Here is a 12,628-nt window from a genome sequence, read left to right on the forward strand (position 1 = left end):
CAGCGGGAACCCCCCCTGGACGGCGAGTCGGATTGCGGCGACCGGGCGGCTGCGGCAGGCGGGAACCGGGCGGTGCTTTGCAAAGGAGGAAGCCCGGCAAAAGTCGTCAGGACCGGATCTTTCAGCCCGGCGATTCCGGCGCGATTTGAGCTTGGCGCGCCGCTTTGCCCCGAAATCTGCAGAAATATTTTGCCGGTGGTGATTTGGCCGGGGTGTTCAAAGAGGCCCAATTGTGCCGTCTTCTGCATGTTGTGGGTGCGATGGCGGTCCGACGCCAGACATAGGCGGATCAGCTGTTTTCCGCAGCGAAAATCAGCACCCAGTCGCGCGTAAATACACCGCAAAACCCCTTTTCCCTGCGAAGATCTGACCGGCGTTTACCATAAATCCATTCACTTTTGCGGCCAAATATGGCTTTCTTAATGCGGGGAAATGTTTGTGTGACGCTGATTTTTGTGCGGCGTGAGTAAAGAGTTGGGGGACGTATTTTGATACATCCGGTGATCCTGTGTGGTGGTTCGGGGACCCGACTCTGGCCGAGTTCGCGCCGCGCCTATCCCAAGCAATTTGTGGCTCTTCTCGGCGGCGAAAGCCTGTTTCAGAACACGCTGCGGCGCCTGTCCGGGCCGGCATTTTCAACACCTTTGATTATGACCAATGAACGCTTTCGCTTTCTGGCCCAGGAACAGGCTGCGGCCATCGGGCTGAACGATGCGCAGATCTATCTGGAACCCGCAGTGCGCGACACTGCGCCGGCCATTCTGACTGCAGCGCTGACGCTGCAGGATGTGCCCGATGCGTTGATGCTGGTGGCGCCTTCTGACCATCTGGTACGCGAGCCCGACAAGCTGCATACGGCGATTATGGCGGGTGTGCCCGCTGCGCGCGACGGGGCGCTGATCACCTTTGGGGTGCAACCGGCGCGGCCCAGCACCAGCTTTGGATATCTTGAACTGGCCATTGGGTCAGGTGCGGCGGAGTCCGGGCAGGCGGTAGCGCTGCATGCATTTCGCGAAAAACCGGAGGCGGCGGAGGCCGCTGACCTGCTGGCGGCGGGCAACTGCCTGTGGAATGCCGGCGTTTTTCTGTTTCGGGTCGGGGACATTCTGGCGGCCTATGAGACCCATGCACCGGATCTGATCGCGCCCTGCCGCGCTGCACTTGCGGCGGCGGAACCTGATCTGGGTTTCATCCGGCTTGGCGATGAAGAGTATGAGCAGGCGCGGCGCATTTCGATTGATTATGCGGTTATGGAAAAGGCCGACAACCTGGCAGCAGTGGCGTTTGACGCCGGCTGGTCGGATCTGGGCAGCTGGGACGGGTTGCTGAGCGAGCTGGCCTCCGGAGAATTGAACGGAGACGCGACCACGGAGCGGGGCGTGGTCTGCACCGGCAATGCCACCGCAATTGAGTGTGAAAACACCCTGCTGCGCTGTGAAGAGGATAACATTCAGCTGGTTGGGCTGGGCCTGAAAAACATTGCGGCGGTGGCGATGCGCGATGCGGTGCTGGTGGTGGACCTGGACCACGCGCAGCAGGTCAAACAAGTGGTGGCGGATCTGCGCGCCGCCGGTTGTGCCCAGGCCGATGACTATCCGAGATTTTTCCGCCCCTGGGGCTGGTATGAGACCCTTGGGCTGGGGGACCGGTTTCAGGTCAAACGCATCATGGTCAAACCCGGCGGCGTGCTCAGCCTGCAAAGCCATGTGCACCGCGCCGAGCACTGGGTCGTCGTCGCCGGCACCGCGCGGGTTGTGGTCGGCGAAGACACCAGGCTGCTGACCGAAAATGAATCTGTCTATATTCCGCTGGGCGCCACCCACCGGATGGAAAATCCAGGCAAAGTGCCGATGTATCTGATCGAGGTACAGACCGGCATCTATCTGGGCGAGGATGATATCGTGCGGTACGAGGATATATATCACCGCGGATAAATGCGCCCTGCGTGTCGTTGCTGTGGTCGCTGGCCACGGCCTTGTTGGAAGCCGGTGTTTCATCGCCGCCGGTTTCGCCCTTTGAAACCGTGGATGACCTTGTATGAAAGTCGTTATTCTGGGTCTGGGATATGTGGGATTTACCTCGGCGTGTTGCATCGCCAGCGAGGGCCACGAGGTCGTCGGCATCGATGTGAACGCCCGCAAGGTGCGCGAGATCATGGCCGGCACCGCGCCGATTGTAGAACCTGAAGTGGAGGCGCTGTTGCAGCAGGCGCTTGCGGAGGGCCGCATCAGTGCGGACACCGTGATCGGCACCCATCTGGACGCCTGCGACCTGGTGATTGTCTGCGTCGGCACCCCGTCCACGGCGGATGGCTCGCATCATATGGGCTTTATTGCCGATGTGACCCACCAGATTGCCACCGCCGTCAGAAGCAGCCGTCAGTCGCCGCTCCCGGTGGTCTACCGATCAACCTTCCGTCCTGGCACCATTGAAGAACTTGTGTGGCCGATCTTTGGCGCCACCCTGGGCGAAGACCCTCAGCAACGTGTCGAAATCATCTACAATCCCGAATTTCTGCGTGAAGGCAGCGCGGTGCGGGACTATTTTTCACCGCCCAAAATCGTCACCGGCACCAGGGACGGTGCCCCCAGCCCGGTGATGGAGCAGCTGAACGCGCGCATTGACGCCAGAAGCTTTGTGGTGGGCTATCGCGAGGCGGAGCTGACCAAGTTCGTCGACAACAGCTGGCACGCGGCGAAGGTGACTTTTGCCAATGAAATCGGCCGTATTTGCATGGCGCTGAGCATTTCCGCGCAACAGGTGCATGAGATTTTTGTCTCTGATACAAAGCTGAATATCTCGCCCCGCTATATGCGGCCGGGCGGCGCGTTTGGCGGCTCCTGCCTGCCCAAGGATGTGCGCGCTTTGCAGCATATCGCGGCAGAGGCCGGGGTGAATCTGAACATGATCGGCAGCCTGCTGCGCTCCAACGAGATGCACAAACACCGGATGTTTGAATATGCGGTCGAGGGGCTGGAAAAAGGCGCCCGTGTGCTGCTGGTGGGGCTGGCGTTCAAGGCGGAAACGGATGATCTGCGCAACAGTCCCAATGTGGACCTGGCGCGCAAGCTGCTGGCGGCGGGGTACCGGCTTGAAGTGTATGATCCGGGCATAGATGCGGCCAAGCTGATTGGCGCCAACCTGGGCTATGCCTATTCGCAGCTGCCGGCGCTCGAACAATTGCTGGTCGAAAAATGTCAGGCCGAGACCGTGGCTTATGACCGGGTGATTGTCAGCAATGCCGCCGCCGGTGCGCTGCATCTGCCGCCGGGCTGTGACATCCGCAACATAGGGGTTCTGGACTGACATGCTGAACTCTGACATGACCCCGTCGCGGCTTGATATGGCCCGTTTTGAACAGCCATTGGCGGGGCGGCGGGTGCTGATCATTGTGGAAAATCTGCCGCTGCCGTTTGACCGGCGGGTCTGGCATGAATGCTGCACGCTGCGCGCGGCCGGCGCAGACGTGGCGGTGATCTGCCCCACTGGCCGCGGCTATGAAAGCCTCTATGAAGAGCTTGAAGGCGTGCATATCTACCGCCATCCTCTGCCGCTGGATGCCAGCGGCGCGCTGGGCTACGCGGCGGAATATGCGGTGGCGCTGTATCATGAGTTGCGGCTGGCGGTGAAGGTGGCGCGGCGGCACGGGTTTGACACCGTTCATGCCTGCAACCCGCCGGATCTGATCTTTCTGGTGGCGCTGCCGTTCAAACTGGCGGGCAAGCGCTTTCTGTTTGATCACCACGACATCAACCCCGAGCTTTATGAGGCCAAATTCGGCCGCCGGGGATTTTTCTGGCGGCTGATGCTGCTGTTTGAACGGCTGACATTCCGCGCCGCTGACGTGGTGATATCGACCAATGAAAGTTATCGCGACATCGCGCTGGACCGGGGTGGCATCGCGGCGCAGGACGTGTTTGTGGTGCGCTCAGGTCCGGATCTGCACCGTCTGCGGGTCAGCGCTCCGGAGGCGCGCTGGCGCAAGGGCCGCGCCCATATGGTGGGCTACGTCGGGGTGATGGGCGATCAGGAAGGCCTTGATCTGTTGTTGCAGGCGGCGCGCCAGATGATTTTGGACGAGGGCTGCGACGTGCAGTTTGTGCTGGTGGGCGGCGGGCCGGCGCTGCGCGGGCTCAGGTCGATGGCGGCGGATCTGGGCATTGCGGATCACGTGACATTCACCGGCCGCGTACCGGATGCTGCACTGTTTTCGGTGCTTTCCAGCGCGGATGTCTGTGTCAATCCGGACCGGGTCAATGCGATGAATGACAAATCCACCATGAACAAAGTGCTGGAATATATGGCCTTTGGCAAAGCGATGGTGCAGTTCGATCTGAAAGAAGGCCGGTTCTCTGCTGGCCGCGCATCGCTTTATGCGCGGGCGAATGACACCGCAGATCTTGCCGATAAAATCTCCTGGTTGCTGGAGCATCCACAACAGGCGCGGGAGATGGGTGTTTTTGGCCGTCAACGGGTGGAAAACGAGCTGAGCTGGGACCACCAGGTAGACACGCTGATCGCGGCCTATCAACGTCTGGAGGCCAAAAAACCCGGCCGGAAGCGCACCGCGTCTAAGGCGTAGGCCGGCGACCTGGGCGGCGTTAAAGATTGTCCGGGCCGGGCCGGGCCAGGTCAGTCCAGCCCAGGCAGGGTCTGCGGTTGGAAGTCTGATGTCTGAAGGCCGTGGTCTGAAGGCTGTGGCTTGAGGTTTAGCGCCCGGGGTTTGGGCACAGAGTGTGGGCTTGCAGCCGGGCCGGGGCGCGGCTCCGGAGCCGCCAGTTACGGCCGCGGCAATGTTCAGGAGGAGACCGCTTGGGGGAAACGACACCACAGCCGCAAAACCGCAATATCACCACGCCGGCAGGGCTTGGCCCTGAGGTGCGGCGCTCCCGCCTGCGCCGCTTTCAGCAGGAATTCCCCAGTTTTGTCAAAAAGAACCGCGGTCTGCTGGCCCGGCCCGCGTTCTGGGCCATGCTGGCGCGGCTGGCGACGGCGCGGCTGCGGCCGATGCCGCTGGGGGCAGGGGCGAGGGCTAAAGTGAAGGTAAAGGCGGGCGCGCGCTCGGAACCGGTGATGTTTATTGCCACCCATCACAAGGTGATGACCACCTATTTCACCGCCGTTCTGCGCCTGCTGAGTTTTGGGATAAATCGACGCTATCAACGGGTTTTCAGCGACCCGCCGGACCCGGGTGCGCGGCTGGTGCTTGCGGCCCATGGCAAGCTGGATCTGCCGGCGCTGTGCCCGTCATACCGAGGTGTTCATATCATGCGTGACCCGCGTGATATGATTGTATCGGGCTATCACTATCACAAATGGACCTATGAGGACTGGGTGCATCGCCCGGATGAGGCCGGCGTCAGCTATCAGCAGAAGCTGAACCGGGCGGACCGCCGCGCCGGGCTGTTCATGGAGATCGAGCATTTCATCTTTTTCTATCGCGAAACGCTGGAACGGTGGGATGTGGAGGACCCTGATATTCTGGAAGTGTCCTATGAAGATCTGATGTCGGAGCAGCGGTCACAATTGTATCGCGACATGTTCACCCACCTGGGTTTTGCGGGCCGCGATCTGGACCTGGGCTGCGATCTGATGCGGCTGTTTGAAGCCGGCAGCCGCACCGGCCGGAAAACCGGCGTCGGATCGGGCCGCGGAGCTGCCGGGGCGGCGGGCGGCGGCATCGCTGTCGTGGCCAAAAACAATCATCTGCGCAGTGGGCGTTCCGGGCAATGGCGCGACGAGTTGGAGGCGGAACATCTGGACTATATCGAGCGCGAGCTTGGCCCGGTGTTGCGAAAATTCGGCTACTGAGCCCGGCCAGGCTGGTGTGCGGGCTTGCTGGTGCGCTGATCGGCCGGACTGGCCATAGTCAGACGCGCTGGGCGACGGCTGCGGCAGCCCTGCTGGCCCGGCATTGAACAACAAGGGGGGCGCCGCACAGGGTTTGCATCGCCCGGGGGCAACGAAGGCGTCGCCGGGGGGGCAGACAAAGCGGCCAGCCCGAGAGGCCGGACGGGGGGGCTCAGGCCGCTGGCAGAGCTGTCGGCAGACTTGCGGGCCGATCTGCTGGCCGAACAATGGACCGGACCATGGCGGCGACTGTCCGCGCCCGGCCGGTCAGGGGCGATAGCTGAAGTCGCGGCTCAGGCTTATGAACACCCCGGTTGAGGTGGCCTTGCCAACGGTGTCTTCGTCGCGCAGCCGGTATTTCGCCCCGAAGTTCATATCCCAGTCAGCGTTCACCGCCCGGCTGTAGGTCGCCGTCGCGGTGCCCTGGGTCACGGAATTGGCACCGATCTCGTCGAGCCAGGCGTAATCAAGGTCAAAAGAAATCGCGGAGACCTGGTTGATATCGCGGGCATATCCCAACGAGACCAGGGTGCGCAGCTGATAGCCGTCATCACCGACGGACCGTACACGGCGGGCCAGGCGCGCCTCAATCGCGCCAGTGGGCAGCGCCTGCTGCCAGCTCAGCGCGCCAATCAGATCCGTGCCGCGGTCATCGGTGTCAGACACCCCCAGGCGTGCGGAAATTTTGCTGCTGCGCCGTTCCAGCACACGCCCGAAGCTCAGGGTCCTCTGGGTGCCGTTCTGATCGATGGTGGAGGCAAAATTCGCCTCAATACTGCCGTCGGGCATGTCATATTCAATACTGAGCCGGGCGGTTGAGCCTTCTTCGCGGCTGCTGAGGCCGGGCTCTTCGGTGTCGATGACAGCATAGCCGAGCGCCGCCTCAAACCGGGTGGCCGGGGACAGCGCATGTTTGACGCCAAAATTGACAGTGGAAGTCTCGCGCTCGGTGTCGTCAGAGTCCTCATAGGTGGCATAGCTCAGCGCGACGGTGCCCTCGGTCACCGGCGATATCCGCAGTCGTGTGGTGGCGGCCAGGTTGCGACGGCTGCTGTCGACCAGGTCCGGGTCGGTGGTGCTGGAATAGTCCACCTCGCTCAGACCCGCGTCAAAGATCAGACCCAGTGGCGCGGCGGTGCCCAGCTCCAGCCTGGCTTTGGCACCATAGTTGATCCGCTGTCCGGTGCCGGTGATATCTGTGGTTTCGCCGGGATCGGTGTCGCCGCCATCCCCGTCTTCCCCCTCGTCACCGTCGTCAAACGGGGTCAGAAATTCGACCTGTTCCTCGCGGTATCTGGCGTCAAAGCTCAGCGCCGCATTGGCGCTCTGGCGTCCATAGGTGAGGCGCAGCGCCGGGCGGGCTATGCGGGTGTCGCTGCCGGTGCCGGGCTCTTCCGATAGCCACAGCGCGGCGGAGCCGGACAAGGAAAACTGCTGCGTGCGGGTGGCGCTTTCAAGCGCAAAAGACAGCGCGGTCGAGGCGCGGCTGGTCCGCCCCTCCGCAGGGAAGTCCAGCGCCAGGTTGTCGGTGCTTTCCAGCCGGTGTTCGATGCCGAAATCCAGCTGCAGACCGCCTTCCTGGGCGACCCCGGGAGAGATAGACAGGCTGCCCGCAGCCGTAGTGGCAGCCGCTGCCGCAGCGCGCAGTATGGATCGTTTTGCCAGCATGTTGTTTCCGTCCTGCCTGCCCGTGTCTGTGACGGGCTTGTTGTGAGACCCCGGCGCCCGGGATCCCGCCTCGGTTACATCTTATTCAAACAAGCGCCGTGACGGGACGATGACCACGTCCCCCGGTGCCATAACCGTTGGTCTGCTCAGTGCGGCGCCCCGTTCCAGGGCATGGTAGTTGACGGTGATGACCTGCGCAACACCGGCGCTGCTCACCCGTCGTAACTGGATGCGTTTGGTGGCTGCGAAGGGTGAAAACCCGCCGCTCAGGGCCATGAACTGCAACAGCGTGGTGCCTGGCTCGACCTCGTATTTACCGGGAGCTGCCGCCTCGCCCATTACAAATACATCGATCGTATGCGTCAGGTGCGGCACCACCTCTGTCTTCGGCGCCAGCGAGGCCACGCCGACGAACACATTGGGGGACACCGCAAAATTCCCCGCCAGCCGTTTGATTACATTGGCCTGGATCTGTTCGACCGTCAGACCTTCGGCCTGGATGCTGCCGGCCGTCGGGATCGAGATGCGCCCGTCAGGCAGCACCAGGATATTGCGGTTCAGGCTCGGATCTTCCAGAACCTCGACGCGCAGAACATCACCCGGGTTCAGCCGGTAGCCATCCTGTGCCAGCGTGGGCAGCGCCATCAGAAAAAGGCCTGCCAGTACGAATAAAAAGTGTCTCATCTGTTTCAACCCCTCATTCTCAACTGATTTGTATATGAAAAAGTCTAATGTTTATTGGTGCATCGGGGAAGACATAATCCGGTTATACCCATCCGGGGCGGTGGGCCTTACGGGGGTGTGTTGTTGCATATGGCGCCTGCTTCCATCCGGGACAGGGCGCTGCTTGGGCCATGGTTTTGCTGCCGGTGCAAAATATCCGGCGGCGCAACCACCAGCCCGGGGCGGGAAGGGGTCGCAGAACCGTGCCCGGAGTGCTCCGCCTCACTGGACCGTCTGCCCGTGGCGGATGCGCTCGCGGCGTGGCGTCAGCGGCCCGCTGCGAACCGGCGCGCCGGGGCGCTGACAACAGACAGCCCGCGTGGGCGCCGGGTTCCCCGCCGCAGCCAGAGCGCAGTCTGAACGGGCGGGCGTCGTCTGAGGGCTGCAGCCCCGTGCGGGCATCTGGTGCCGGCATCCGGTGCCCAAATCCCGCGTCTGATTCCCGCGTCTGAATCCTGGCCCGAAACCCGGGCCTGGCGCGCGCGCGGGCGCCAAATGCGAAAACGCTCGAATTTTTCGGCAAAAAGCGGTAAAATGACCCACGATCTGTTGCAGCGCATCTGTTCACTGCCGGATGTTGTCTGGAACCCGCCAATGTCTTGAGACCAGGGCGATTGTTCATAAAACCGGGCCAATTCAGCGCGTCTGCTGCGCTTTGCCCGGGCTCTGTAAGTGGCGCGTTTTCGTTCAGCGGGGCGATTCGGTTTGAGTATTTCACAACGCCGACCGCGTTGTCTTGCGACCAACTGCTGAGCGCTGCACCGGGGTTTAATCTGCGGGCCGCGCCTGCGCGGCGTGATCTGTGGTTCGGGATTGTTGCCCGGGACTGCGGGCCGGGACTGCGGTGTGGGGCCGTAGTGTGGGACTGCGGTGCGGACGCTGCCGGCTGCGAATGACATTCGGGGACGACACGCTGGGACCGGCAGGCGGCGAATGACCGGTCCGGAACGGCAAAGGCGCTGGTCAAATCACCGGAGACCGGTGCGTGTCTGATCTGCAGCGACACGCGGTCGGAACCAGGGAACTATAGAGCCCTGCAACCAGGGCTGCACGGGAACGACAACACAGGGATGAAACGGGACGCGGGGGATTTAGTAGGGGGTAACAGTGATGTTTTTTGTATGAGTGCAATTGGATCCGTCGACATCTATACCGACTATTTCGGGTTGCTGGAGCGCCCGTTTTCGCTGGTGCCGGATCCGGATTTTTTGTTTTGGTCTGCCGAGCACCGCCGCGCCTATACCACGCTGGAATACGGGCTGGTAACGCGTGCGCCGATTACATTGATCACCGGCGAAGTGGGCGCGGGCAAGACCACGCTGCTGATGCAGCTGCTGCGCTCGCTCGAGGACGACGTCTCCGTTGCCATGATCGCCAATGCTCATAGCGGCGACCGCGGCGAGCTGATCCGCTGGGTGCTGCAGGCACTGTCACAACCCGTGGGCACGGAGGCCAGCTATGTGGATATGTTTCACCAGTTTCAGGCCTATCTGGTGGCGGAATATGCCGCCGGACGCCGGGTGATCCTGATCTTTGACGAGGCCCAGAACATCAGCCGTGAATCGCTTGAGGAGCTGCGCATGTTCACCAATATCAACACCAACAAAGACGAACTTCTGCAGTTGATCCTGGTCGGCCAGCCGGAGCTGCGTGCGATGATAAACCGACCCGACCTGACCCAGTTCGCGCAGCGCATTGCCGCAAGCTTTCATATCCCCAACATGGATGCGGATACGGTGAAATCCTATATCGCCCATCGTCTGCGCGCCGCCGGGGCCACGGTCATGTTGTTCGACGGCAGCGCCTGTAAGATGATCCACCAGGTCACCGGCGGCGTGCCGCGGCTGGTCAACCAGATCTGCGACCTGTCGATGGTCTATACCTTTGCCGACAACCGCAAACGCATCACCGCCAATACCGTGCACCAGGTGTTAAACGACGATGTCTTTTTTGGCGGTGGCAAAGTGAACGGAAAGCCGCTGATTTTACAGGATCCGATCCATGAAATCTAATCTGAAATATTATCTGTCGATCTTCATGCGCCGGCTGCATTATTTCCTGCTGGTTGTCATTATTGTCTCCACCAGCGGCTTCATAATCGCCACGATACTGCCGGCCCAATACCGCTCTGAAGCGCTGCTGCTGGTGCAGAGTGAACAAATCCCGGACCGGCTGGCCAGCTCCACCGTGCGCACCGGTGTGGTGGAACGCATGCAGATCATCGAACAGCAGTTGCTGGCCTCTGGCACGTTGCTGGATATCGCGATGCAATTTGAACTTTACAGCGCGCAGCCCGGTCTGACGCGGCAGGAGATTGTCGATGATATGCGTATGCGTATCCTGATTGATGCCCGCTCCAGGCGCGGCGCGGCCACCACAATAGCGGTGATCTATGAGGGCAACTCTGCCGCAAAAACGCTGCAGGTCACCAATGATATTGCCGCACGTATCCTGCAGGCCAGTGTCGATATGCGCACCTCCAGCGCGGTGCAGACCCTGGAGTTCTTCAAACAGGAAGTGGCGCGGCTCGGGGCTGATCTGGACCGCAACGAAGCGGCGCTGCTCGCCTATCGCACCAGCCACCAGGACAGCCTGCCCGACAGTATTTCCTATCGCCGCAGCAAACAAAACGGATTACAGGAACGCGCGCTTCAGCTGCAGCGCGAGGCCGGCGCGCTGATCGAGCGGCGGGTGCGGCTGGCGGCCCTGTTCAAACTCACCGGCCGCACCGCCCGCAGCGAGGCTGTCAGCCCGGAGCTGCGTCTGTTGCAGCGGCTGGAAGCCGAGCTTGCCTCCTTGTTGCTGACCTTTTCGCCGCAGAGTCCGCAGGCGCGGCTGCTGCAAAGACGGGTGGATGCCCAGCGCCAGGCCGTCATCAGCCAGCAAAGTTCCAGCCTGCCGGTCGAGGACCCTCAGGTTGATCTGACGCCGTTTGACATCCAGCAGGCGGAGATCGACGGGCAGCTGTCCTATCTCTCAGTACAACAGAGTCAACTGGAGGGCGAGATCGAGATCCTGCGGTTGTCGATCGCCTCAACCCCGGCAGTTGCGGCGGAACTTTCAGAACTGGAGCGCGACAATGCGATCACCCAGGGACAATATAACGCCATGGTCAACCGGCTGGCTGAGGCGCAGACCGGCGAACGTATCGAATCCCTGTCCAAGGGCCAGCGCATCGTGATGATCGGGGAACCGGTCTTGCCCACGGACCCCTACAGCCCGGACCGCAAACTGATCGCCGGCGGCAGCGTTCTGGGCGGCATGGTGCTGGGCCTCGCGCTGGTTCTGTTGCTGGAACTTCTGAATCAGGCGATCCGCCGCCCCTCTGAAATTGTCGCCGGGCTTGGCCTCACCCCGATTGCCACGCTGCCCTATATCCGCACCAGGCGCGAAGTGGTGGCCCGGCGCAATATCATCGCGGCGACGTTTCTGGGCGCGGTGATAAGTGTCACCGGCAGTCTCTATGTGATCCACCAGTTTTATATGCCGGTGGACATGATTATCAGCCAGATCAGCAACCGGATATCACCCTGAAGAAAGCGGGACCCGCCTATGGAACGCATTCAGTCTGCCATCAACAAAGCGCGCGCTAACCGGCAGGGTGGCGGGGCGCCGCCGCCACAGGCAGCGGCGCCCCGGGCGCTACAGGCGGGCGGGGGCAGTGCGGATATTATTGCAGGGGCCTGGCAGGATATCGCGATGTTCAAACCGTCGGTGCGGGCGTTGAAGGACAACCGGGTTTTTACTTTGAAAGCCGGCGGCGACGCGGCGCCGTTTGACATGATGCGCACACGGGTGTTTCAGCAGATGCGCAGCAACAACTGGCGCCGGCTGGCAGTGGTTTCCCCTGGCAAAGCCTGTGGCAAAACAACGCTCAGCGCCAATCTTGCCTTCAGCCTGGCGCGGCAGCCGGATCTGAACCTGGCGCTGATTGAACTGGATATGCGCCGCCCGTCGCTGGCCAGAACACTGGGGTTGCAAGCGGGCAATGAGCAGTTTTCCCGCGCCCTGGAAGATCGTGACCCGGCGTTTCAGCATATGTTGCGCTATGGCCATAATCTGGCTTTTGCGTTCAACCGGAGCCCGGCCCCCAGTATGGAAGAACTGCTGCAAAGCAGTCACGCAACTGAAGTGTTCAGCGATCTGGAGCGGGTGCTTGATCTGTCACTGATGATTTTCGACATGCCGCCGATGCTGAGCAGTGGCGAAATGATGGGTTTTGCCGATCAGGTGGATTGTGTGTTGCTGGTGGCGGCGGCGGAACTCACCACACTGGAAGAAATTGACCTCTGTGAACGCAATCTGAGCGAAGTGACCAATCTGCTGGGGGTGGTGCTGAACAAGTGCCGCTATGCCGATCTCGCCGGCGGCTATGGGTAAGGTGGCC

Annotated in this window: 9 protein-coding genes; 7 read left to right on the forward strand and 2 right to left on the reverse strand. The window is 61.7% G+C overall.

Annotation, left to right across the window (positions count from 1 at the left end; translation table 11 throughout):
- The first annotated feature begins 488 nt into the window (after positions 1–488).
- The 4 genes from DWA01_RS10595 (at position 489) to DWA01_RS10610 (ending at position 5,811) form a co-directional block, all read left to right on the forward strand.
- The gene (locus DWA01_RS10595; RefSeq protein WP_114285812.1) at positions 489–1,934 is read left to right on the forward strand and encodes a mannose-1-phosphate guanylyltransferase/mannose-6-phosphate isomerase; all 1,446 of its coding nucleotides are present in this window, start codon (positions 489–491) and stop codon (positions 1,932–1,934) included.
- Between the two features lie 103 nt (positions 1,935–2,037).
- Positions 2,038–3,306, forward strand: a complete 1,269-nt coding sequence (locus DWA01_RS10600; protein ID WP_114285813.1) for a nucleotide sugar dehydrogenase — start codon at positions 2,038–2,040, stop codon at positions 3,304–3,306.
- A 1-nt stretch (position 3,307) separates the two neighbouring features.
- Positions 3,308–4,582 carry a glycosyltransferase family 4 protein gene (locus DWA01_RS10605; RefSeq protein ID WP_235008518.1) on the forward strand — a complete coding sequence of 425 codons (1,275 nt, stop codon included), beginning with the start codon at positions 3,308–3,310 and terminating at the stop codon, positions 4,580–4,582.
- A gap of 230 nt (positions 4,583–4,812) precedes the next feature.
- Positions 4,813–5,811 carry a sulfotransferase domain-containing protein gene (locus tag DWA01_RS10610; RefSeq protein WP_114285814.1) on the forward strand — a complete coding sequence of 333 codons (999 nt, stop codon included), beginning with the start codon at positions 4,813–4,815 and terminating at the stop codon, positions 5,809–5,811.
- Positions 5,812–6,117: 306 nt separating this feature from the next.
- On the opposite strand, the gene DWA01_RS10615 is transcribed toward DWA01_RS10610, so the two are convergent.
- Positions 6,118–7,518, reverse strand: coding sequence for a hypothetical protein (locus DWA01_RS10615; RefSeq protein WP_114285815.1), 1,401 nt, complete (start codon positions 7,516–7,518; stop codon positions 6,118–6,120).
- A gap of 81 nt (positions 7,519–7,599) precedes the next feature.
- The gene (locus DWA01_RS10620) at positions 7,600–8,202 is read right to left on the reverse strand and encodes a polysaccharide biosynthesis/export family protein (protein ID WP_114285816.1); all 603 of its coding nucleotides are present in this window, start codon (positions 8,200–8,202) and stop codon (positions 7,600–7,602) included.
- 1,160 nt (positions 8,203–9,362) lie between these two features.
- Between DWA01_RS10620 and DWA01_RS10630 the strand changes: the two genes are divergently transcribed.
- From DWA01_RS10630 to DWA01_RS10640, 3 genes are read left to right on the forward strand one after another with little or no spacing between them, the layout of a single operon-like run.
- Entirely contained in the window at positions 9,363–10,253 is an 891-nt protein-coding gene (locus DWA01_RS10630; RefSeq protein ID WP_114285818.1) for an ExeA family protein, read from the forward strand.
- Complete coding sequence (locus DWA01_RS10635) at positions 10,243–11,775, forward strand: GumC family protein (RefSeq protein WP_114285819.1); 1,533 nt, start codon at positions 10,243–10,245, stop codon at positions 11,773–11,775. The genes DWA01_RS10630 and DWA01_RS10635 overlap by 11 nt, the downstream gene beginning before the upstream one ends.
- Positions 11,776–11,793: 18 nt before the next feature.
- Entirely contained in the window at positions 11,794–12,621 is an 828-nt protein-coding gene (locus tag DWA01_RS10640) for a CpsD/CapB family tyrosine-protein kinase (protein ID WP_114285820.1), read from the forward strand.
- The last annotated feature ends 7 nt before the right edge of the window (positions 12,622–12,628 follow it).

This window comes from Candidatus Halocynthiibacter alkanivorans (assembly GCF_003333265.1).
GTDB lineage: Bacteria > Pseudomonadota > Alphaproteobacteria > Rhodobacterales > Rhodobacteraceae > Halocyntiibacter_A > Halocyntiibacter_A alkanivorans.

Bases quoted from the DNA above. Each gene is read 5' to 3' on its own strand.
- DWA01_RS10605 (WP_235008518.1), top strand. From the start codon at position 3,308: ATGCTGAACTCTGACATGACCCCGTCGCGGCTTGATATGGCCCGTTTT.
- DWA01_RS10600 (WP_114285813.1), top strand. From the start codon at position 2,038: ATGAAAGTCGTTATTCTGGGTCTGGGATATGTGGGATTTACCTCGGCG.
- DWA01_RS10615 (WP_114285815.1), bottom strand. From the start codon at position 7,518: ATGCTGGCAAAACGATCCATACTGCGCGCTGCGGCAGCGGCTGCCACT.
- DWA01_RS10635 (WP_114285819.1), top strand. From the start codon at position 10,243: ATGAAATCTAATCTGAAATATTATCTGTCGATCTTCATGCGCCGGCTG.
- DWA01_RS10620 (WP_114285816.1), bottom strand. From the start codon at position 8,202: ATGAGACACTTTTTATTCGTACTGGCAGGCCTTTTTCTGATGGCGCTG.
- DWA01_RS10630 (WP_114285818.1), top strand. From the start codon at position 9,363: ATGAGTGCAATTGGATCCGTCGACATCTATACCGACTATTTCGGGTTG.
- DWA01_RS10640 (WP_114285820.1), top strand. From the start codon at position 11,794: ATGGAACGCATTCAGTCTGCCATCAACAAAGCGCGCGCTAACCGGCAG.